At 38.3% G+C, this 20,481-nt stretch carries 25 protein-coding genes; 4 read left to right on the forward strand and 21 right to left on the reverse strand.

The window, feature by feature from the left end; translation table 11 throughout:
- Nucleotides 1-190: 190 nt before the first annotated feature.
- On the reverse strand, nt 191-1,102 hold the full coding sequence (gene metA, locus AC1FXP_RS03510; RefSeq protein WP_480058797.1) for a homoserine O-acetyltransferase MetA: 912 nt from the start codon (nt 1,100-1,102) through the stop codon (nt 191-193).
- A gap of 181 nt (nt 1,103-1,283) precedes the next feature.
- Between metA and AC1FXP_RS03515 the strand changes: the two genes are divergently transcribed.
- Nucleotides 1,284-1,943, forward strand: coding sequence for a reverse transcriptase-like protein (locus tag AC1FXP_RS03515; RefSeq protein WP_480058798.1), 660 nt, complete (start codon nt 1,284-1,286; stop codon nt 1,941-1,943).
- Nucleotides 1,944-2,121: 178 nt separating this feature from the next.
- Here AC1FXP_RS03515 and AC1FXP_RS03520 read toward each other — a convergent pair whose 3' ends face one another.
- The 10 genes from AC1FXP_RS03520 to AC1FXP_RS03565 form a co-directional block, all read right to left on the reverse strand.
- Nucleotides 2,122-2,985: a PHP domain-containing protein gene (locus AC1FXP_RS03520; RefSeq protein ID WP_480058799.1), complete on the reverse strand. Its 864-nt coding sequence runs from the start codon at nt 2,983-2,985 to the stop codon at nt 2,122-2,124.
- A gap of 4 nt (nt 2,986-2,989) precedes the next feature.
- Nucleotides 2,990-3,484: a DUF4352 domain-containing protein gene (locus tag AC1FXP_RS03525; RefSeq protein WP_480058800.1), complete on the reverse strand. Its 495-nt coding sequence runs from the start codon at nt 3,482-3,484 to the stop codon at nt 2,990-2,992.
- A gap of 81 nt (nt 3,485-3,565) precedes the next feature.
- A complete protein-coding gene (gene nadE, locus AC1FXP_RS03530; RefSeq protein WP_480058801.1) occupies nt 3,566-4,396 on the reverse strand; it encodes an ammonia-dependent NAD(+) synthetase in 831 nt (276 codons plus the stop codon).
- A 46-nt stretch (nt 4,397-4,442) separates the two neighbouring features.
- The gene (locus tag AC1FXP_RS03535; protein WP_480058802.1) at nt 4,443-4,754 is read right to left on the reverse strand and encodes a hypothetical protein; all 312 of its coding nucleotides are present in this window, start codon (nt 4,752-4,754) and stop codon (nt 4,443-4,445) included.
- Nucleotides 4,755-4,987: 233 nt separating this feature from the next.
- Nucleotides 4,988-5,224: a small acid-soluble spore protein Tlp gene (gene tlp / locus AC1FXP_RS03540; RefSeq protein WP_480058803.1), complete on the reverse strand. Its 237-nt coding sequence runs from the start codon at nt 5,222-5,224 to the stop codon at nt 4,988-4,990.
- 206 nt (nt 5,225-5,430) lie between these two features.
- Nucleotides 5,431-5,850, reverse strand: coding sequence for an acyl-CoA thioesterase (locus AC1FXP_RS03545; RefSeq protein ID WP_480058804.1), 420 nt, complete (start codon nt 5,848-5,850; stop codon nt 5,431-5,433).
- Nucleotides 5,851-5,875: 25 nt separating this feature from the next.
- The gene (locus AC1FXP_RS03550) at nt 5,876-8,212 is read right to left on the reverse strand and encodes an AAA family ATPase (protein WP_480058805.1); all 2,337 of its coding nucleotides are present in this window, start codon (nt 8,210-8,212) and stop codon (nt 5,876-5,878) included.
- Nucleotides 8,213-8,381: 169 nt separating this feature from the next.
- Nucleotides 8,382-9,338 (reverse strand): DMT family transporter, encoded by a 957-nt coding sequence (locus AC1FXP_RS03555; protein ID WP_480058806.1) that lies wholly within the window; start codon nt 9,336-9,338, stop codon nt 8,382-8,384.
- A gap of 62 nt (nt 9,339-9,400) precedes the next feature.
- On the reverse strand, nt 9,401-10,999 hold the full coding sequence (locus AC1FXP_RS03560; RefSeq protein WP_480058807.1) for a copper resistance D family protein: 1,599 nt from the start codon (nt 10,997-10,999) through the stop codon (nt 9,401-9,403).
- Nucleotides 10,996-11,577, reverse strand: a complete 582-nt coding sequence (locus AC1FXP_RS03565) for a copper resistance CopC family protein (protein ID WP_480058808.1) — start codon at nt 11,575-11,577, stop codon at nt 10,996-10,998. The genes AC1FXP_RS03560 and AC1FXP_RS03565 overlap by 4 nt, the downstream gene beginning before the upstream one ends.
- Before the next feature lie 222 nt (nt 11,578-11,799).
- Between AC1FXP_RS03565 and AC1FXP_RS03570 the strand changes: the two genes are divergently transcribed.
- Nucleotides 11,800-12,429 carry a TVP38/TMEM64 family protein gene (locus AC1FXP_RS03570; RefSeq protein ID WP_480058809.1) on the forward strand — a complete coding sequence of 210 codons (630 nt, stop codon included), beginning with the start codon at nt 11,800-11,802 and terminating at the stop codon, nt 12,427-12,429.
- Between the two features lie 53 nt (nt 12,430-12,482).
- Here the strand turns inward: AC1FXP_RS03570 and AC1FXP_RS03575 are convergent, their stop codons facing one another.
- The 7 genes from AC1FXP_RS03575 to acnA form a co-directional block, all read right to left on the reverse strand.
- Nucleotides 12,483-12,941, reverse strand: coding sequence for a VanZ family protein (locus AC1FXP_RS03575; RefSeq protein WP_480058810.1), 459 nt, complete (start codon nt 12,939-12,941; stop codon nt 12,483-12,485).
- A gap of 154 nt (nt 12,942-13,095) precedes the next feature.
- A complete protein-coding gene (locus tag AC1FXP_RS03580) occupies nt 13,096-13,236 on the reverse strand; it encodes an acid-soluble spore protein N (RefSeq protein ID WP_332634075.1) in 141 nt (46 codons plus the stop codon).
- Between the two features lie 47 nt (nt 13,237-13,283).
- The gene (locus AC1FXP_RS03585) at nt 13,284-13,424 is read right to left on the reverse strand and encodes an FbpB family small basic protein (RefSeq protein WP_480058811.1); all 141 of its coding nucleotides are present in this window, start codon (nt 13,422-13,424) and stop codon (nt 13,284-13,286) included.
- A 57-nt stretch (nt 13,425-13,481) separates the two neighbouring features.
- Nucleotides 13,482-14,201 (reverse strand): DUF421 domain-containing protein, encoded by a 720-nt coding sequence (locus AC1FXP_RS03590; protein ID WP_480058812.1) that lies wholly within the window; start codon nt 14,199-14,201, stop codon nt 13,482-13,484.
- Between the two features lie 136 nt (nt 14,202-14,337).
- Complete coding sequence (locus AC1FXP_RS03595; protein WP_480058813.1) at nt 14,338-14,550, reverse strand: DUF1657 domain-containing protein; 213 nt, start codon at nt 14,548-14,550, stop codon at nt 14,338-14,340.
- Nucleotides 14,551-14,563: 13 nt separating this feature from the next.
- On the reverse strand, nt 14,564-14,710 hold the full coding sequence (locus tag AC1FXP_RS03600; protein ID WP_332634111.1) for a hypothetical protein: 147 nt from the start codon (nt 14,708-14,710) through the stop codon (nt 14,564-14,566).
- Nucleotides 14,711-14,847: 137 nt separating this feature from the next.
- A complete protein-coding gene (gene acnA, locus AC1FXP_RS03605; protein ID WP_480058814.1) occupies nt 14,848-17,562 on the reverse strand; it encodes an aconitate hydratase AcnA in 2,715 nt (904 codons plus the stop codon).
- 293 nt (nt 17,563-17,855) lie between these two features.
- On the opposite strand from acnA, the gene sspO reads away from it, so the two are divergent.
- Complete coding sequence (gene sspO, locus AC1FXP_RS03610; RefSeq protein ID WP_480058815.1) at nt 17,856-17,990, forward strand: small acid-soluble spore protein O; 135 nt, start codon at nt 17,856-17,858, stop codon at nt 17,988-17,990.
- Nucleotides 17,991-18,063: 73 nt separating this feature from the next.
- On the opposite strand, the gene AC1FXP_RS03615 is transcribed toward sspO, so the two are convergent.
- The gene (locus AC1FXP_RS03615; protein ID WP_480058816.1) at nt 18,064-18,216 is read right to left on the reverse strand and encodes a hypothetical protein; all 153 of its coding nucleotides are present in this window, start codon (nt 18,214-18,216) and stop codon (nt 18,064-18,066) included.
- A gap of 109 nt (nt 18,217-18,325) precedes the next feature.
- Between AC1FXP_RS03615 and AC1FXP_RS03620 the strand changes: the two genes are divergently transcribed.
- The gene (locus tag AC1FXP_RS03620) at nt 18,326-18,457 is read left to right on the forward strand and encodes a small acid-soluble spore protein P (protein WP_480058817.1); all 132 of its coding nucleotides are present in this window, start codon (nt 18,326-18,328) and stop codon (nt 18,455-18,457) included.
- A gap of 70 nt (nt 18,458-18,527) precedes the next feature.
- Here the strand turns inward: AC1FXP_RS03620 and AC1FXP_RS03625 are convergent, their stop codons facing one another.
- Complete coding sequence (locus tag AC1FXP_RS03625) at nt 18,528-18,989, reverse strand: acyl-CoA thioesterase (protein ID WP_480058888.1); 462 nt, start codon at nt 18,987-18,989, stop codon at nt 18,528-18,530.
- Between the two features lie 53 nt (nt 18,990-19,042).
- Nucleotides 19,043-20,434 carry an L-seryl-tRNA(Sec) selenium transferase gene (selA, locus tag AC1FXP_RS03630; RefSeq protein WP_480058818.1) on the reverse strand — a complete coding sequence of 464 codons (1,392 nt, stop codon included), beginning with the start codon at nt 20,432-20,434 and terminating at the stop codon, nt 19,043-19,045.
- Nucleotides 20,435-20,481: the final 47 nt, after the last annotated feature.

Raw genomic sequence — 20,481 nt, forward strand, 5'->3', positions numbered from 1 at the left:
TTTCGCTTTCCTAACCTACTATATACCCGTTCATATTAGCAAATCTATTATATCATAGCTTAGATAATTTAGTGAGAATAGACAACCAATAAAAAGCCAATAAAAATTAATAAGTGTTTTTGCACCAATCCGTTTCACTCAATTAAGATCTAAAAAACTTAGCTACAAAAGAGCTAAGTTTTTCTGTGAACTATTTTCCTAAGTCATATGGAGTTTCTTGGTACACGTAATAGTTTAACCAATTTGAGAAAAGCAAATTGGAATGAGCTCGCCAACGTAAACGAGGGGGTTTTTGGTCATTATCATTCGGGAAGTAATTATAAGGCATGTCGATATTTAACCCTTTTTCCTTATCCCTTTCATATTCTTCTTGTAATGTACAGACATCATATTCTGAATGCCCCATTACAAAAATTTGCTTTCCATTTTTTGAAGCAGCAATATAAACTCCTGCTTCATCTGACATGCTCAATATTTCGAGGTCATCTACTTGTTCAATGTCTTCCTTGCGAACATCTGTATTCCTTGAATGAGGTGCTAAATATTCATCATCAAACCCACGAAGCAATTTAACATTTTGCTTCTCAATTGTATGGTGAAATACCCCGAATTTCTTTGCTTCAAGCGGATATTTATTAACTCCAAAATGATGATAGAGGCCAGCCTGCGCCCCCCAACAAATATGTAGAGTTGAGGTGACATTGTTGACACTCCAATTCATAATTTCTTGCAGCTCTTCCCAATAATCAACGACTTCAAAATCTAACATTTCAATAGGAGCACCTGTTATAATCATCCCGTCAAATTTCTTCGTTTTTATTTCATCAAATGTTTTATAAAATTCATGGAGGTGCTCATGTGACGTATTTTTTGAAACATGCGTAGTCGGATATAGAAAAGAAACCTCCACTTGCAAAGGACTGTTCCCAAGTAACCGTAACAATTGAGTTTCTGTTGTCTCTTTAACTGGCATTAAATTAAGAATAACGATTTTTAATGGACGAATATCCTGAGAGTACGCACGACTCTCGTCCATCACAAAAATATTTTCTGCATTTAAGATCTCTTTTGCAGGTAAATGATCAGGGATTTTAATAGGCATAATGCATGAACTCCTTTTTCGAATGCGTATACTACTAGTATATAAAAACATTGTTTTTATCGTTCAAATTCATGATAAGATCTTAGAACCATCTGAAATAACGTAACATTTCGATAATTTAACTTATCACGAAAAAAGAAATTCTGCAATTACCTAACTCTATATACATGAGGTGAATTTCATGAAAATTCGATTGGAATGGTACTATTCGCCCGCAAAAACAAAACAGTCTTTTTTTATGAAGTCTGATTGGATGAGTGTCGCATCTGCCCTATTGGTAAGCGAGGATCTAGAAAAAACGGGACGCTTAAAATGCATTGAATTTCTAGATGATCATGATACGACATGGACGAAAAAAGATTTAACGAAATTCTTGAAGCAATTTGAGACGGAACCTCACGATGTTCAAGCATACATTGATGGTGGGTTCGACGTTAATACACGCCATGCAGGAATCGGCCTCGCCATATACTACAAACAAAATAATAAAAGCTGGCGAATGAGGTTCAATGATACATTTGAACTTCTAGAAGATAACAACGAAGCTGAATATGCAGCTCTTTATCGATTATTCAGACAGTTAGAAGAGATGGATGTTCATCACCAAACAGTTAAAATTCATTCTGATTCCATGATTGTTGTGAACCAAGCATCAGGTGAATGGCCTTGCTATGAAGAACATTATAGTAAATGGTTAGACCGAATTGATGAGCTATCATCAAAGCTCGGCTTAAAGTTAGAATATAAATTAATTGATAGAAGTTTAAATAAAGAAGCAGATCAACTGGCTACTCAAGCACTCGAAGGGACGAAAATTGAAAGCGTAATTGAAAAAGTATGATTCACTCATGAAAAAGGGGGTGTCCTAATCGCTTTTGATCTTAGGACACCCCGATGCAATGAGCGGCGTCGCTACCTCTTTTATAATCCTTGAGAGGAGTGGGTTTCTCCTCTCAAGGGGCGTAGCGAACGCCATTTCCACCTCTATTACGGACTTTTTATACAGCCTCTTTTTAGATTTATTTATTGGATTTATTTCTTTGTAATAATATTTCAGCAAAATGATTGTCCAGTCTTGTTAGGCCTAAAGGTTCTGGAACCCTTCCATAGTCTTCATGATGGAAGTCAGACCCTCCCGTTCGGAGTAGTGTTATTCCTAGTTGTTCATTAATCTCATCACAAAGCTTCTCGTAACGTTTTACAGCATCCTTGTTATGATCACGATGATAGACTTCAATCCCGTCTAATCCCCAGTCTCTAACCCATTCGATCAAATCATGATCAACTCCATAATAGTTAGGGTGCGCGACAATAGCGACTCCTCCAGTTCGGTGAATCCAATCAATCGCTTCTTCAACAGTCATTTCTTGCGATTTCTCAACGTAACATGGTTTGCCCTCTGCCAAATATCGTTCAAAAGCCTCAGCGACATCTGCCACATATCCAGCTGCTATTAACGCTTTTGCAACATGGGGTCTTCCTATACTGCCTCCATCCACATGCTTTAACACATCTTGCGCTTGAATATGTAAGCCAACAGCTTCTAAACGTTGGATGATCGTATCAAGCCGCTCCCTTCTCAGTTGTTTCTGATTAACGAGTAATGCTCGTAAATTTTGATCATTCCAATCAAATTGATAACCTAAAATATGGACACTTTTCCCTTTGTACTTTGTCGAGAATTCAATACCTGGAATAACTTGTAACCCAAGATCATTCCCTACTCTAATTGCTTCTTCAATGCCCTCAACACTATCATGATCCGTTAAAGAGACAATCTCTAAATCAGCCTTTTTACATTTTTCCATTAATTCAGCTGGGGAATATCCTCCATCTGATGCTGTTGAATGCATATGAAGGTCGCTATTTTTCTTTCCATTCATTTATTTACTCATCCTCATTAACATTTACTTGCCACGTAACTTGTCCTGTTCGTAAATGATCTGTATAAACAAGCTCATACTCTTCGGCCTTCGGAACTAGAAATGCCACTTCTCCTCGGTTTGTTCTTCCAGGATGCAATTGACCACCAAGTATTCCCTTTGTTTCAACCTGTGTAGTTACACCATGTGCAAAATTCTCTTCATCAACTAATGTTATTTTAAACGTTGAAAATTCATAAACCGTCTCTCTGTTATTGATCAATTCTAGATCTAGAATAACGTAATGGCTATCTAATTGAGATGATTCTTCTGTACGAACTCCATTTAACGTTATGTTTACTCCATTCACTTCACGGGCAGTTTCTTCATCGTTTGACTCTTGAACGATTGTTTGAGCTTGAGATGTCTCTGTGCCAAAGTCTAAGAAATTATATACTCCAACAAGAGATACTAAACACACACATAACCCAATTAACAATACGACTTTCCTTTTCATCATTCTCTCTCCTTAACCGATTATCTTAAAAGCATTAATTGAAGACACTCGAATTAAGTTATGATAGACAATGATTAAGTATGACTATGACTTCCACCAAGAATCGTAAATTGTAACGGGCAGCTGACGTTTATGCTCCGTCTTCTCGTAACGAGATTCAATCTTTGAGGCAATGGTTGGTGCTACTTCTTTGTTTTCCAAATAATCATCTAAATTTTCATATGTCATTCCTAATGCTACCTCATCAGGTAAGCCAGGTTTATTATCTTCTAAATCAGCTGTCGGAGCTTTTTTGTACAAGTGTTCAGGTGCTCCTAGTTCCGTAAGCAAAGCTTTTCCTTGCCTTTTTGTTAAGCCAAATAATGGTGCGATATCACACGCGCCATCGCCGTGCTTTGTGAAAAAACCAGTAATTGCTTCAGCAGCATGGTCTGTTCCAATAACTAGACAGCCGTAATGTGCTGCTAAATCATACTGTGCTTTCATACGTTCACGGGCTTTCGTGTTTCCTTTGTTAAAGTCTGAAAGCTGTTCTCCACCTGTAGCGGCCTTAAAGGCTTCTACAGATGCGTCCACAGCAGCCTTAATATTTACCGTAATCGCCTTTGTTGGTTCAATAAAGCGAATGGCATCCTGTGCATCCTCCTCATCCTGTTGTTCACCATATGGAAGTCTAACAGCATAAAACGAATATGTTTTATCTGGATGTTCGTCTTTAAGCTCATTAATCGCAGTTTGTGCTAACTTACCAGCCAACGTAGAGTCTTGTCCTCCTGAAATTCCAAGTACGTATCCATTTGCTCCAGTATGTAATAAATAATTTTTTAAAAAATCTACTCTTGTACGTATTTGCTCTTTTGGATCAATGGATGACTTTGTTTGTAGATCACTAATAATTGTCGCTTGTGTTACCATATCATATCCTCCTATCAACTTATAACTTATTATAACCATGAAATCGCTATTGTTGGAAGCCGTAACCTAGATTGGATAATTGTTCTTCCAAGCCTTCTTTTCTTAAAATCTCTTTTTGCCTTTCTCCAAGTAAATCAAAGTGCGGGTACTTATCCCTGCGATGAATCCATTCCGGCTTTAACCCATACTGAGCTCCCCAACTTTCAAGCTTAGAAATATCGGAACAAGCTACTTTTGTAACAGACGTACAACCAGGAAAACGTTCGTCTAGCCAGAAGTGAGTTAAAAAAGCGATCTCTCCTTGTTCTGCTAACTGCTTCCACTCGATCAGAGTTCGTCTTTTTAATCCAAAAGCCATAAATGATCACCTTTTAGAATTGATTGGGTTGATTATAGCACACCATTTCTACTGTTTACATCGATCAACCTGATTACTAATTTGAAACCTATGAGGCGAATTCATGATAAATTCCGAGGTCAGACCTAATTCCACTATCGAAAAATATTTCTTGTTAGATAAATTGACATAAGGATGTACATACAAGAAAAATCACTTGGAAAAGTATTCCCAAGCGATTTTCCCATGTAATTTTATTGCTCGTCTTGATACCCATTTTGCCTTGCTTGCATTTCATCAGCCATTTCAGCTTCAAATCCTTTAATGCTTTCCTTGCGGCGTTCATTCTTCTCTTGCACAGATTGTTTTTGAGACTCAGTCATATCTGTATGAGCAACAGATTCCTCCGCTGCCTCAATATTATGCTCCGTGTTTTCCTTCATTTGTTGAAGTTTTTCTACATTGTCATTACGGTTATCTGGTTTAGCCATTTTCATTACCCCTTTTAATGAAATACTTGCAAGCTTAGTATGGATAACGAATATAGGCTTATTCACGAGGCACTAAAAAAAGTCGTATTTACCTTTTTTAGTACCCTCTAAGCAATGTACGTCCCCACTGTCGATTTTTTGCTAAAAGTGGTATTCTCATAGCAGGCGCATAGCGTGCGGAGCCATTGCTACTTATTCGCCTTGCTTTATTTTCTCTTAATTTCTTCATACTTTTGAAACCAGTCTGGAAAAGCCTTTTTAAAAGCAGTTGGCTTGAACGTTTCTTTTTTTACAATGATGTGAGTCGTCGTTCCCTCTACACAAATTTCATCATGTTCGTTAACAATTGAATAACCATAAATTGTTTTTAAGCCGTCATTTAATTCAACCCATGTGTTTACGAACGCTCGATCACCATAACGTATTGGCTTTTTATATGTTGCGGTTACATCGTATACTGGTGCAAAATAACCTGCTTCCTCCATTCCTACATAGCTATAGCCAACATCTTCAACTAACCCACCACGACCAAGCTCGAAATATTTTAAATAATTTGCGTGATAGATCACTCCCATCATATCCGTATCGGCGTATAGCACTTGAATTTCCCTTGTAGATATAAACAAATGTATCCCTCCCAAAAATACTGTTTTATACTCCTTCTTTTCGTAGCCTCTCTACGTCTTCTTGCTCAATTACAGTTAACTGCTCCATGTTCACCTGATCAAAGCCAACGAGGCGTAATGATTGAATTTGTACGAGTCGATCAAACAAGTCCATAGCATAGCGGCCATTTCCAGCGTGCCCCTCTTCAGTCAATTGTTCTTTTAACAAATCTTTTGCTTCATTTGTTAGACGATATCCCGTTTGCTCAGCACGCCTTTCAATCATTTGAACTAACTCAGATTTGGAGTAGTCATCAAAATGAATGTGTTTCTTAAAACGTGAACGAAGTCCAGGGTTGCTATCTAGGAGACGTTGCATTTCATTCCCATATCCTGCTAACACGACAACAAGGTTTTCTTCACGTTCTGTCATTTCTTGCACAAGTGTATTTACTACTTCTTTTCCAAAGTCTCCTTGGCCCTCAGCTAAAAGTGAATAAGCTTCATCGATAAATAAGACTCCACCTAAGGCATCCTTGATAATTTCTTTTGTTTTTTGTGCAGTTTGTCCAACATACCCTGCGACTAAATCAGCGCGAGATACGATTACGACATGTCCTCGTTTCAACAAACCGATTTCCTTTAACGACTTTGCATATAGCTTTGCTACTGTCGTCTTCCCCGTTCCTGGGTTCCCAGTAAAGACAGAATGTACCTGAAGGGGTAATGCTTGAAGTCCATTTTCTCTTCGCATCTGTTGAATTTGTACAAATGAAGTAAGCTGTGTCATTTCTTTTTTTACTTGCTCCAGACCAATAAGTTGATTTAACTCGTTTTTCGCTGATTGACCACTTGATTGATCGGTTTCTTCTTTAAAATCACATGCTTGCAGAAGAATAAAGTCTTCCGTTTGCGGGTGTTCTAAAGACATCGTAGAACCCTTTTGAAAAATAGCGTCTAATATGATATTTTTCACTGCTCTTGCATTGCCAAATGATTCATCAACTTGTGCTTTCTCAATCCGTTTCCTGCACTCCTGCTTTGCTCCACTCGTTAAGATATAATCATTATCTGTAGCTATTTTTTCAGCAATTTGAAGTAATTCAGTTACTGTGTAGTTCTCTATTTCAATCTGATTTTGATCAGGGAATCGACTTCTCAAACCTGGATTTGAACGTAAAAAGGTCCGCATTTCATCTGGATAGCCCGCCAATATGACGGCAAATGTTCCTGCATACTTCCCACTTGTCATAGCTGAGACGAGTGTATCAATGGCCGTCTGACCATAATCATTGCCGGCTGCTCCGGCTCTTTTTAAGCTATATGCTTCATCAATAAATAAGACCCCGCCTGCAGCACGCTCAATCGCTCTATTTGTGTTTTCTTCCGTTTGACCAACATAAGCTCCGACGAGTTGAGTACGGTCTACTTCGTACACTTCATCCCGCTCTAATAACCCAAGTTCATAATATATTTTAGCCATCAACCTTGCCAAGTGCGTTTTTCCTGTCCCTGGATTTCCCGTAAGGATCATATGTAAGTTTATGCCATCTTTTGATTGAAACCCTTGACGCAGACGTTCTTTTTGATAATGCAAAAATTGGTAGAGCTGTTTCACTCTATCCTTCACATCATCTAGCCCTATTAATCGGTGTAATTCATCTAACGCTGTCTCTTGTTCTTGAACTACCTTTTTTGAAGGAAAAAGTTCCGTCCATACTTCCTTAACTTGTTCAATCTCTTTTGTAGCATTAAGAATTTGTTTAAATTGTGCAGCTGAATAATATACGCCAGTTAACGAGTTTGCATATTCAGCTGTAGCAGACTGTATCGTTTTGAACGGTTTTTGTAAATTATCAAAAAAGCGAATGACCTGCTCAATTTCGTGCGAACGATCTACGTCCTCGAGATAAGTAAGGGACGTTTTAACAACCTGCCATTGGTCCTTGTATTGATCTACATATTGAAAAAAAGTTTCAGCAATTTGATGGTATTCATGTGCTGTCTTTTTCTTAGCAGATCCATGGTCTGTTTCCCGAATAGGCGGGAATTTGCTAGGAATCGGAATATGATATAAAAACTCATAGAATGTCTCAACGTTTAACTGATGGGCTAACGCATTCGTGTGATCAAGCTCCAAAGCCTCATTCACCCAACGCCCTACTAAGTGATCGACCTTTTGCACTCGTTTGTACCTAGTTTGAGCAAGCAGCGCAAGCAATTTTGATCGGTACAGTTTCATTTTTTCGTCATCTTCACCATGTGTGTGGTCAAATTGTTCAAGGATTTCCCAAGCTTTTCCTTCATGGAACACTTCCTTTCCCTGTTCCATTCGGTCAAGCCACATTTCTATTTGTTCGTTCGTCCAGCGATCTCTTAACATATTTACACCACTTTCTAAAAAACGAAGCCACCAAAATAGATAAAGACCAAGCCTATTTCAGTATTTTTCGATTACTAAGGGACTGTCCCAAAAATCCGGAACAGAGGGCACTGAAAAACAGACCTTTTCAGACACCCAAAAAAATCCACGTTCTTCAATTTTATCATCATTATCCTGTCTTTGCATGTTTGATGTGTTCTTCTTTTCTACGCTTCACAGATGTGCCAACGTATACTCCTGATAGAACAAAGAAAGCTCCTATTATTGTCGATACAGTTAATTTTTCACCTAAGAAGATTGTAGCCATTAACACAGCAGATACAGGCATAACATTGATAAAGATTGAGGCTTTCGCTGCACCAATTTTTTGAATTCCATAATAATAGAGAATGAAACCTAGAACTGTCACAAATACACTCATATGTGCAATTGCTAACCAAGCCGACCATGTACTCGTTGCAACATGTTCCCATGGCTTCTCAAACAATGAAAAAGGGAGCAAAAACAATGTGCCAAAGCCGACGGCATAGGTCGTTGAAACAATGGAACTGTACTTTCTAAGAACAATCCGACCAAGCACACTATACAGAGCCCACGTTATAACTGCTCCTAACAAGACGAAATCAATAGGTTCAAATTGAAAACGAACCAACGCCATGATATTTCCTTCTGTAATAATCGTCACAATTCCAGCAAAAGCAAGCAAAAGTCCAATGATGTTTCTTTTCGTGATAGTCTCTTTTAACACGAGTCCTGACAAGAGCATAATAAGCATTGGGTTTGCCGCAATAAATAAGGAGCTTTTAATCACTGGCGCATGCTTACTTGCTAAAAAGAAACATATATTATAAATGGCAATTCCGGTTAGTCCAAGCAATGCAAACATTCCCCAGTCTATTCTCGTTGGTTTTGGGATATCTTTTTCCACTAGCCACATAATTGGAAACAAAAGTAACGCAGCTCCAAAGAAACGTAAAAAGGATATCGTTGCAGGCTCAAAACTTTCAATAGCAATTTTCCCAGCAATAAAAGCACTTCCCCACGTACTTGTCGCAACAGTTAACATTCCATAGATTACCCACTGCTTTTTTCTCTCCATTTTCTCTTCTCCTTTTTTATTTTTCATTTTACCCCTTTATTTCGATAAACGAAATAGTGTTTTTGAAAATGGAAAGGAGTTTACAGCCGTTAGTGGCAGTAAACTCCTTCCTCCATCACATTTCGCGAATATGTTTCAATCAATTGGCCATTTTTTGCTAGGAAATCAATTGGATGTTGATCTGCCCAATCCTCATTACTCGATACGACATTTAAAAATGTTTGTTGCTCTAACTGGGCAATGTATGATCCACCTTCATAGTGAATTTGTACTCTCGCCACATCAGTTGGGTCTTGAATCATACCAAACGTGACATATGTGTGTGCATACCGATCATCATGCCAGTTTCCGCTTTGAACACGAAACGTTCGAATCTTTTGTTTCTCGAAAACAACAGCTGTTCCGCCAATCGTCAACATAGCGGCCGGTAAACGTTTGTACCCGCCATCAACATGAATAACCTTTTCAGCTACTAAATCATGTTGATTAACTGTATATACAACGTAAACCTCTTCTGCGTGTTGTTCTGTAACTAATACTTCAATACTTGCATCTGGCTGATAGGTCTGTGAAACAGCTTCTTGGATAGATGAATACACCGTTTCATCCTGTTCGTATCCTCCAATTTCTACACTAAACATCATTGTTAAATAAAGGAAGACGATACTGATCGTAAAAGCAATTACAGATTTTTTTAAATGCATTGACTTAATAAGAATCCATGCCGCATAAACAAAAAAGAATAATCCAAGAACAAAGAAGCCAATCGATATGATTGAGACAGACAAATTAATAGCACCAATACTTATAGGACCCGTGAGAAAAAGTTGCATCAGCGGTGAAACTGATTCAGTTTGAAACGTCTGTGCCACTTCATGTGGAGGAGTTTGTTCGGTCATAAATGCTGAGACTCCAAACACCAACAACGCGATTACTGATTCAATTCGAAATGACTTCGTTACCTTTACCTTGTCAATTGCATTACGCAACCCTAATAAAAAGTGATGTAAGCCAAATACCAACAGTGGCAAGAACAATAAATGTTTTACTAATAATAACTGACCATATGTTAATAACCAAGATTGAACATATTCAGGCACGATCGCTGCCATAAGCATAAATCCAGAGGCAATGATGATAGCAACGGCTGCGAACGCTACGAAAGAAAACCAACGTGTAAACAATCTCAGATCTTTCCAATCAGAGGCAAACCAGCCAACAACGGCTAAGATACCGATCCATATAGAAACAGCAACCAAATGAAGTGTGTTTCCAATAAATCCAAACATCCCCGCTACTGCTGCACCATGACTTGACCAACTAGCTAAAACAATGAGAAGTAAGACCAATAGGACCGCTAGCCATGACCCCTTTAAGTTTGCAAAGTATGCAAGGAGAATGATCGCAATAATAGCAGAAAGAACAAAGGCTTGGCCCGTTGAATATTCTAAAACAACCGTGCCTATTGCTTCAAAGAGCGGCACGGAAAATTGTTTATAAAGAGTTAGTATAACTCTAATAACCGGTACTAGAAGTAAAATCGGTATGAGAGCAATTAACCCCTTCAATAAATTACTTGATACTTTAATGTTAGGACGATATTGAATAGATAAAGCATGAAGGAAAAAGAAACCCATTAAGAGAGAAAAGCAAATGTAAAGTAGCACATTAGCTAATGAGTCTATCATTTACGTAACCTCTTTAAAAATACACGTAGGGTAAAAAGAAGACCAATAGCACCTGTAATAATGATCGGTAAGAGAAACCGCTCCATTGAAGACTCCACTACGACCTCGTCATTTTCAGCCACATTAGGCTCATCCACTACATCCGTTGTTGTTTCTTCCTCATCAATGGTCACTTCATCTATTTCTGTCTCTGGAGGTTCTTCCATTGCCTCTTCTATTTCATATTCTAGTACTTCAAAAGAGATACTTCCTTCTGTTTGGTGAGTATCTTCTCCTAAAGCTCTCCACTCTACTACATACTCACCTGGTAACAGAGGCTCTATTAGAAAGATCGTTAAATCAGGACTTTCAACGTCAATATTTTCTACTTCAATCTCTTCATCATGTTCATTATAAACCGTAGCGGTACTGACACGTTCAATACCTGCATTGAAGTGTAGTACAATTTGTTCAACTTCCTCTTCTATTACTTCCCCATCATTTGGAGTAGATTCCGTCACATAGGAATGGGCTGCTACATGTAAAGGAAACAACAGTAGCGCCATACATATAACAAATAACCATTTCATTTTTTTCATATTCTTTTCACCTTTTTCCTAGTAATCCTGTTTGTTTTTCCTATTTTAGCAGATAAGTGCCTGTTCGAAAAGAGCAACGATTTGTGATGTAATTAATAATAGCCTAGCTTAACAAGGCTAACACCACAGTCTATTTAAAAAGGTTCATGAAAGTGACAAAAGAAAACAAGCCAACCGGAGGAACAATATGAGAAAATAAACAGTGGAGAAAGGAAGGTTGAAATGAGAAAAGGTTTTGTCTTTATCGGATATTTATCAATTGCTGTTTTGATGTACTTCTACGGAGAGTCGCTACTCCAGTGGATACGGCAAGGCGGGACTGAATATATGCTAGTTACTTCCATTCTTGCTACGATTTTTGCATTGTTTCCAATCATTCCATATCCTATCATCGGCGGTGTGCTTGGTGCTGCTTACGGCCCAGTAGCTGGAAGTCTCATTACATGGGTTGGGTCATCACTTGCTTCGATTGTAATGTTTGTATTTGTCAGATACGGTTATCAGGACTGGGGGAAGAAATGGCTTTACCGTTATGAACGGTTATCTAAAGTCACCGTCCTTTTTGAACGGAATGCATTTATGACTATTTTCTTAACTAGACTGATCCCTGTGATCCCTTCGATCATTGTCAATATTTATTCTGCCTTGAGTCGCGTTTCCTTTATGCGCTATAGCATTGCTTCTTCCCTAGGAAAAGTACCATCGATGATTTTGTTCGCAACAGTTGGAAATACTATTGTGACAAACCCAAGTGATTTACTTTATATTACTGTTTTTTACGGATCCTTTTTATTAATTGTTTATTTTTTCTTTCGTTTGTTTAATCGATATACTCCACAAGCGAGAAAATAAAATAGGCGGCCTTGATTGAACTTCTCCCTTTTAGAGAATCAACTGGCCGCCTTTTATGTATGAATATAAACCGTTCTTCGTTTAACCCATCTTACTATCGAAAAAATGACCAAACCAATACTCGCACCTAACGTGTTTAAAATTAAATCATCTACATTTGCAACCCTTTGAGTAAACAAAAACTGGCTTATTTCTATAAATAATGAAATAGAAAAGCCAATCCCAATAATTACACCGAACCGACGTGCTTTTGACCAAATAATGGGCAAAAGAAATCCTAATGGCATAAATAAGACGACATTGCCAAGTAGTATACGGATAGGATCTGCCAATTGAGGGCTGAAAACAGCAATGCGATATATACTTCGAAATGGAATTAAGTTATAATTTCTACCTCCTGGTCCAGCTGGTCCTAAGGAAGCTCCATAATTCCACGCGAATAGCGTCACATAAAATAAAGCAATTAAGTAACAAAGAAATAACGTAGTAAAAATTAACTTTTGATGTCTCATGTTTTACACTCCCCTGCTGACATCATTCCTACTCCATTATTTCGTTTATCCATCTATATGACAAGCATTTTCCATCGACAACTTTCTTCAGCAACAATTTTTGTAAAATCCCAAATGCAAAATCCCTCAGAAATAATCTGAGGGATAGTAGTTATTATCCTTTAGGAGGAACGTAATTAGGTTGTTCATTGCTTTTTTGAGCCATCTTTTTTCCATTATTCGCCTTTGACTTTACAGGTTGTGTACCTAAATGGTCAGGTCGAAACTGAGCAAAATGTGACTTTGTGCTTTTCATAAGTAACCCCTCCCTACCTATAGGTTACCTCTAAAAAGCATTCCTATTCACATCTCCACTTGATTAACAGAGGTTCTTTTCCGTTCCCATTTTTCTTCCAAATGATCTAATGCCTCTTTATCTCTTAACAACTTTTCTTTATTTTCTCTAACTAATTCCTCAAATGATAATTTTCTGACTCTTCTCATGACAAAACACTCCTTTAACTTTTTACCATTGTGGCTAAAAAGAAGTGCTTTTATACATTAAGATTCAGTGGTATTCGATTTAGGACTCGTATAAATCTGTCCAGTTTCATCAACTGTCATTAAAAAGATCTCTCTAGGGTTTGCAAAGCCATGTTTGTGAACTTGTTCTCTAAGCCAATCTAAAGTACCAAACTTCTCAACATTGGCATCAATAATTCGTCCATCTTCAATTAAAACAGAGGAATACCCTTTCGAAGGAACATTCATTTGCATATCTTTAGGAGTGACACTATCATAATTTGATTTTTTAATGACACTGATTGAACCATTCATCTCCAATATCGCATAATCCACTTCGTTCAAATCGCTCGCATTATTTAATCGCAAGTCCATCAAAAAGGCTTCCATCGTAATTTTAGCTTTTCTCAATTCCTTATGAAGGATCTTCCCATTTTTCATTAGGATAATCGGTTCGTCCTCAATGACCCTACGAAATCGCGGTGCTTTTAAAGCGAACAAAGATAGTGCTAAATGTAACCCCGCAGTCATCGCAGCAGCACCAACAGGACCTGCTAGAGGAAGCTCTCCATCCGTTAATGGTTCTCCCAAAATATCACCAATAACAACACCAAAAATAAAGTCAAGCGCATCAATGGAACTCATCGAACGCTGTCCTAATACTTTTACAATAAGAAAGATATAAAAGTACACAATTGTTGCCCGAATCATATAGCCATAAACCGGCAATCCTTCAGCCCCTTGCCAAAAGTCAAACAATCTAAACTCCTCCGTTCTTCCTCTCTTTTACATGGTGTAAAGAGGTTGTCTCATAAATTGAACCCTGCCCGTGTGTATGTGGTAAAACATTTACAACGAGGGAGAGGAAACTTATTTTTGAGACAACCTCTATTTATTAAGGATTCGATTGCTTAAATTGTGGTTCTTCTTGCAAAACTTGTTGATATCTACCTTCAAGTAATGTAAGTATGTTCTTTTGCTGCACTGCTAAATCCTCGAACAACTGTTTTGCCTTTTGGTTCTCTGTTTCGAGTGAGAATTGCACTAAGCTTGCTTGGACGCTTTGCGCTGAGGCAATTGCTTGTTGCATTTGTGTTTGAACAGTCATCTAATCCCTCCTCCTAGGAACGTTGATTTCGGTTCATTTTCTGTGCTTCTTGCTCAGCGTATGTTTCATATCCGGTTTCAGGATGATTATCTTTTCCATGTTTTTTAGCGTTATTGTTTCTTTGCGCATTTGCATTTCCTTTTTTCTGACGCCCCATCATATCTACCTCACTTTCCTTATTTATCAGTTTTAATATGCACAAGTTTTTGTTCTATATAAGCGATAATTTGAAAAGAATTAAGTTTAAATAGTAAAAGACCTTCTTTTACCCGAGGGTAAAAGAAGGTCTTATTTTTATTAATTTGCAAGCTTGTTACGAAGAACCATTTGTAGGATACCGCCATGACGGTAGTAATCCAACTCCACTTCACTATCAAAGCGAACAAGAACTTCAAACTCAGTTTGCTTGCCATCTTTATCTGTTGCAACGACTTTCACCATTTCACGTGGCTTAACATCGTTTGTAATTTTAACATCGAATGATTCTTCTCCAGTTAAACCTAAAGATTCAGCACTATCGCCATCTTTAAATTGAAGTGGAAGAACACCCATAAGAACAAGGTTACTACGGTGGATACGCTCATAGCTCTCAGCAATGACTGTCTTAATACCAAGTAGGTTTGTACCTTTTGCAGCCCAGTCACGAGAACTTCCCATACCGTAATCTTTACCAGCTAGGATAGCTAAGCCAGTACCTTCTTCTTTGTATTTCATTGCCGCATCATAGATTGATGTAACTTCGCCAGTTGGCCAGTAAGTTGTGTAACCACCTTCTGTACCAGGTGCAATTTGGTTACGAATACGGATGTTTGCAAATGTACCTCTCATCATAACTTCGTGGTTACCACGACGCGAACCGTAAGAGTTGAAATCTTTAGGCTCAACACCTTTAGAGATTAAGTACTTACCTGCGGGTGTATCCTTGCCGATTGCACCAGCTGGTGAAATGTGGTCAGTTGTGACTGTATCACCAAATTTACCGATGACACGTAAATCTGATAATGGCTTAATATCTTCCGGATCCGGAGATAGGTTTTCGAAGAACGTAGGATTTGCAATATACGTTGATTCAGAATCCCACTTATAAAGAGCGTCATCTGTTGTTTCAATTTCATTCCAACGAGGATTGCTACTAAATACATTCTCGTACTCACGACGGAATAATTCAGGTGTAACTGTTTCAGAAACCACTTTAGAAATTTCATCTGCAGTAGGCCAAATATCTGCAAAGAATACATCCTTACCGTCTTTATCTTGACCAATTGGATCATTTTGAAGATCAATATCCACTGTTCCCGCAAGAGAATATGCAACTACAAGCGGTGGAGAAGCAAGATAGTTTGCTTTTACTAACGGGTGAATACGTCCTTCAAAGTTACGGTTACCTGATAGTACTGAAGTTACAGTTAAATCGCTGTTAGAAATAGCTTCTTCAATCTCGTCCTCTAATGGACCCGAGTTACCAATACAAGTAGTACAGCCGTAACCAACTAGGTTGTAACCAAGTTTTTCTAAGTATGGAAGAAGACCTGAGTCAGTCAGGTATCCAGTAACAACTTTTGAACCAGGTGCTAAAGAAGTTTTAACGAATTCAGGAACTTCAAGACCTAACTCCACAGCTTTCTTAGCAACTAGACCTGCTCCAACTAAAACGTATGGATTCGAAGTGTTTGTACAGCTTGTAATCGCAGCAATAGCGATTGAACCTGTTTCCATTACCGTTTCGCGACCATCTTTAAACTTAACTGGTACTTTTTTATCAAATTCTGCTTCAGTTTGGCCTAAACCTTGAGTTCCTTGTGGTGCAACAACTGCATCACGGAACGATTTTTGCATGTCTGAAAGACGAATTAAATCTTGTGGACGTTTAGGACCAGATAGGTTTGCTTCTATTTCGCTAAGATCCACTTCAACTGTATCCGTATAAGTTGGATCAGGTGTTTCACCAGCTACGTAGAACAATCCATTTGCTCTGCAATAAGCTTCTACAAGCTTAATTTGTTCTTCAGAACGACCAGTTAATCTCATGTAATTAAGTGCCTCAACATCAACTGGGAAGAAACCACAAGTTGCACCATATTCAGGTGCCATGTTTGAGATCGTCGCACGGTCAGCTAGTGGCATTTCTGCAAGTCCAGGACCGAAGAACTCAACAAATTTTCCAACTACTTTCTTTTCACGCAATACTTGCGTTACTTTTAATGCAACATCGGTAGCTGTTGTTCCACTAGGTAGGGAACCAGTTAACTTAACACCAATTACATCTGGTACAGGGAAATAAGAAGGTTGTCCAAGCATTCCAGCTTCGGCTTCGATACCACCTACACCCCAACCAAGTACACCAATACCGTTAATCATTGTTGTATGAGAGTCAGTACCAACAAGAGTATCTGGGAAAGCTAATGTTTCGCCGTCTTGTTCAACAGCATGAACAACATTTGCAATATGCTCCAAATTCACTTGGTGAACGATACCTGTAGCTGGTGGAACCGCACGATAGTTATCAAATGCTTTCTTTGCCCAACTAAGGAACTGATAACGCTCTTCATTACGTTGGAATTCTAAATTCATATTGAAATCTAATGAATCCATTGTTCCAGCTTTATCAACTTGTACTGAGTGGTCAATAACTAGATCTACAGGAATTTCAGGATTGATTTGCTGTGGGTCCCCACCAAGGTCAGCCATTGCTTTACGTAATGAAGCAAGGTCTACTACAGCAGGTACCCCAGTGAAGTCTTGAAGAATGACACGAGATGGCTTAAATGGAACATCGATCTCTTTTAATTCGTTTGTTCCCCACTTCGCTAAGTTTTCAACATGCTCTTCTTTAATAACATAACCATCGTATTGGCGAAGAACTGATTCTAGTAATACCTTTACAGAATATGGTAGTTTTGACACATTGCCTAGACCAGCATCCTCAAGTGCTTTTAAAGAGTAATAATTAATCGTCTTTCCATCCAAAGAAAAGGATGTTTTTGCTTTGAATACATCGTTTTTCGTTGACATATGTATACCCTCCCTTTACAAGACTATCATACCGCAAACTGTCATCATTGTCTAAATCAGACCGACTAGACTGTCTATTTCACAAATAAAATAGAAAGCGCTTAAATGATTCGACAAAACAGTCCCTCTTTAGAATATCAAAACTTTTGTGAAGAATAAATGATTTTTTCAAATAATTTTAAAGTAAACTTCCAAAAGTGGAAAAACTCTGTTTTACGAGCACCCATCCTTGCTAACGATCTTGTATAAACCCAGTGACAAACACAAAACATACTACAACGGGAGGTGGTATTATGGCGAAGCAACAACCAGATGAAAAAGACAAAAGAGTACTTGACTATAATGCAGAACACCAGGAAGAAACAGCCAATGAACCTTTAACAACAATGGAACGCCAGCACAACAAAAAGACGAAAAAGCGTCAATAAGTAAAAAGGAGGGGATTCATCATGCTAAAGTCCCCTCTTCCTTGAAAATCTGCTAAAAGGTGCAGATGTAAACTTACTCATCAATATGATCTATATCATTATTGTTGTCTTTTCTTTCCGCACAGAAATCTGCTTCATGAGCATTAATATTCCCAACTGCTTTTCGAGCTTTCTCAACTGCCTTACGCCCCGCTTCAACTATTTGTTGCTTACTGGAGAGTTGCATGTTCTCCCCCCTTTGACAAAGCTCAATTTTAGGGTGTGAAAAACAACGTCTAATATTCGTATACATCAGCCGTTTCCAGTTATACTACATCCGAGGAGGGATGTTAGCGATGACAGAGCATAACACTTATAAAGACCAACATAGAAATCAGCCAAAAAACTCTGGGCAGCCTGAACCTTTGAGTGGTTCGAAAAAGGTAAAGAAAAGAAATCAAGTTAATCAAACTAATGGTGAAGGATAAACTGATATACAGTTAAAAAGGAAGGGGACAAATAAAAGCAATCCAGCCTTTTTTGTCCCCTCGAAAAAACTTACTCCCTTATTTGGTTTAATCTTTCCTTTCGTGTTTGTCTTCTTTTATTCCTTTGTTCAAATCGTTCTACTGCACCTTCATAATGCCACTTTTCCTCTTCTGTTTCAGGAATAATAGGAGGGACACTAGTTGGTTTCCCCTCGTTATCTAATGCAACAAATGTCAAATAAGACGTGGCTGTTAACCGCTTTACCCCAGTCAATAAATTTTCAGCCTCAACTTTTACATACACTTCCATTGATGTCTTTCGTGTATACGTAATATAGCCCTCCAAGCAGATAGCTTCTCCCGTTCTAATAGGGGAAATAAAGTCCAAACTGTCACTTGATGCAGTTACAACCATCGCACGTGCATGTCTCATCGCAACAATGCTTGCAACCTTGTCTACATAGGCCATCACATTTCCCCCGAAAATGGTACCATGATAATTTGTATCAGGAGGTAATACAAGGTCTGTCATGACCGTTCTTGATTCCGATGCGCGTTTTCCTTCCACGTATGCCTCACCTTTCACTATTCAAATTCTTTTAAACGTCTATGTAGATCTGCGAATTCATGCTCCTCTATCGTACGAAAATCCAAAGCAATTTGATCCTCTATAATACGTGAAACAACAGCTGGAGTTCCAAGTCTTAAATGATTGTGGAGAGCCTGAGCTGTATGATTACTATTGGACAGTAATAGTATTGCTGTATCAAGTGTGACATCAGGCATCGTCCCACCACCTACTTGAGATACATCCGACTTTACCTTCGTGGTCCAAAAAGGAGATAACTCACTTGAAAACTTCTCAATACGAGTGAGGATCTCTTCTCTTTTCAATAAAACAGATTTTAACGTAGGCAAAGTTTCTTTCACCGTTTCCTCATTTGCATACTCTTTCAGCGTTGCTTCTAAAGCCGCAAGTGTCATTTTATCGACTCGTAATACACGTGCAAGCTGATGTTTCTTCAACTTATCTATCCACTTTTTCTTCCCTGCGATGATGCCAGCTTGCGGACCTCCTAAAAGCTTATCTCCACTAAACGTAACAAGATCTGCCCCTTTATTTAAAGCTTCTATTACAGTTGGCTCATCCCCTATTGCATCTTTTCTCAAATCATAAATGGCGCCGCTGCCTAAATCTTCATAAAGCAAAACATCATGAGCTTTTGCCAATGGTTTAAGTTCTTCAATTGTGACATCTTTTGTAAAGCCGATTACTTTAAAGTTACTCGTATGTACTTTCATAATCATCGCAGTATCTTCACTAATGGCATGTTCATAATCATAGTAATGCGTCTTATTCGTTGTCCCAACCTCGACTAGATGAGCACCGCTCTCTTCCATAATGGATGAAACACGAAACGAACCGCCAATCTCAACTAATTCACCCCGAGAAACGATGACGTCCTTTCCTTTTGCAAACGCCTTTAACACCAAATAGACAGCTGCAGCGTTATTATTAACGACCATGGCCGCTTCAGCTCCGGTCATTTCCTTAACAAGTTCTTCAATTAATTCATGTCTAGAACCACGTTTGCCTCGCTCAAGATTATATTCTAAATTGGAATAAGAATTAGCTGTCTCAACTACTTGTTTAATTGCTTGCTCACTTAAGCGCGCTCGACCTAAGTTTGTATGTAATACAGTACCCGTCCCATTTATAACACGTTTTAATTTATATGTAGAATGATGACTAAGACGATCTGATAACCGTTTAAAAATGATTTCTGAAAATCTTATTGAGTCTTGTTCAACTGAAAAGTTACCGGCAAGTAGTTCCTTCCTAATATCAGCAACCGTCTCTTGTAACCACTCAGTTAACTTGACTTTGGATATGTTACTTGTTTCAAGCAAGCTCAAAAAGTTCTGATCTTGTTGTAATTCATGAATCGCAGGTATTTGTCGTAATAATTGATGCATTTTATATGAACCACCCTTCTTCAAAAAAGGGTGACTCATTCGTCACC

This window comes from Halalkalibacter sp. HAAS-P013 (genome assembly GCF_056619925.1).

Coding starts and splice junctions, on each gene's coding strand:
- AC1FXP_RS03525 (WP_480058800.1), bottom strand. CDS start 3,484: ATGATGAAAAGGAAAGTCGTATTGTTAATTGGGTTATGTGTGTGTTTA.
- acnA (WP_480058814.1), bottom strand. CDS start 17,562: ATGTCAACGAAAAACGATGTATTCAAAGCAAAAACATCCTTTTCTTTG.
- AC1FXP_RS03570 (WP_480058809.1), top strand. CDS start 11,800: ATGAGAAAAGGTTTTGTCTTTATCGGATATTTATCAATTGCTGTTTTG.
- nadE (WP_480058801.1), bottom strand. CDS start 4,396: ATGGTAACACAAGCGACAATTATTAGTGATCTACAAACAAAGTCATCC.
- AC1FXP_RS03600 (WP_332634111.1), bottom strand. CDS start 14,710: ATGATGGGGCGTCAGAAAAAAGGAAATGCAAATGCGCAAAGAAACAAT.
- AC1FXP_RS03535 (WP_480058802.1), bottom strand. CDS start 4,754: ATGGCTTTTGGATTAAAAAGACGAACTCTGATCGAGTGGAAGCAGTTA.
- metA (WP_480058797.1), bottom strand. CDS start 1,102: ATGCCTATTAAAATCCCTGATCATTTACCTGCAAAAGAGATCTTAAAT.
- AC1FXP_RS03560 (WP_480058807.1), bottom strand. CDS start 10,999: ATGATAGACTCATTAGCTAATGTGCTACTTTACATTTGCTTTTCTCTC.
- AC1FXP_RS03520 (WP_480058799.1), bottom strand. CDS start 2,985: ATGAATGGAAAGAAAAATAGCGACCTTCATATGCATTCAACAGCATCA.
- AC1FXP_RS03550 (WP_480058805.1), bottom strand. CDS start 8,212: ATGTTAAGAGATCGCTGGACGAACGAACAAATAGAAATGTGGCTTGAC.
- AC1FXP_RS03515 (WP_480058798.1), top strand. CDS start 1,284: ATGAAAATTCGATTGGAATGGTACTATTCGCCCGCAAAAACAAAACAG.
- AC1FXP_RS03580 (WP_332634075.1), bottom strand. CDS start 13,236: ATGAAAAGCACAAAGTCACATTTTGCTCAGTTTCGACCTGACCATTTA.
- AC1FXP_RS03565 (WP_480058808.1), bottom strand. CDS start 11,577: ATGAAAAAAATGAAATGGTTATTTGTTATATGTATGGCGCTACTGTTG.
- sspO (WP_480058815.1), top strand. CDS start 17,856: ATGGCGAAGCAACAACCAGATGAAAAAGACAAAAGAGTACTTGACTAT.
- AC1FXP_RS03555 (WP_480058806.1), bottom strand. CDS start 9,338: ATGAAAAATAAAAAAGGAGAAGAGAAAATGGAGAGAAAAAAGCAGTGG.
- AC1FXP_RS03595 (WP_480058813.1), bottom strand. CDS start 14,550: ATGACTGTTCAAACACAAATGCAACAAGCAATTGCCTCAGCGCAAAGC.
- selA (WP_480058818.1), bottom strand. CDS start 20,434: ATGCATCAATTATTACGACAAATACCTGCGATTCATGAATTACAACAA.
- AC1FXP_RS03615 (WP_480058816.1), bottom strand. CDS start 18,216: ATGCAACTCTCCAGTAAGCAACAAATAGTTGAAGCGGGGCGTAAGGCA.
- tlp (WP_480058803.1), bottom strand. CDS start 5,224: ATGGCTAAACCAGATAACCGTAATGACAATGTAGAAAAACTTCAACAA.
- AC1FXP_RS03585 (WP_480058811.1), bottom strand. CDS start 13,424: ATGAGAAGAGTCAGAAAATTATCATTTGAGGAATTAGTTAGAGAAAAT.
- AC1FXP_RS03575 (WP_480058810.1), bottom strand. CDS start 12,941: ATGAGACATCAAAAGTTAATTTTTACTACGTTATTTCTTTGTTACTTA.
- AC1FXP_RS03625 (WP_480058888.1), bottom strand. CDS start 18,989: ATGACAGACCTTGTATTACCTCCTGATACAAATTATCATGGTACCATT.
- AC1FXP_RS03620 (WP_480058817.1), top strand. CDS start 18,326: ATGACAGAGCATAACACTTATAAAGACCAACATAGAAATCAGCCAAAA.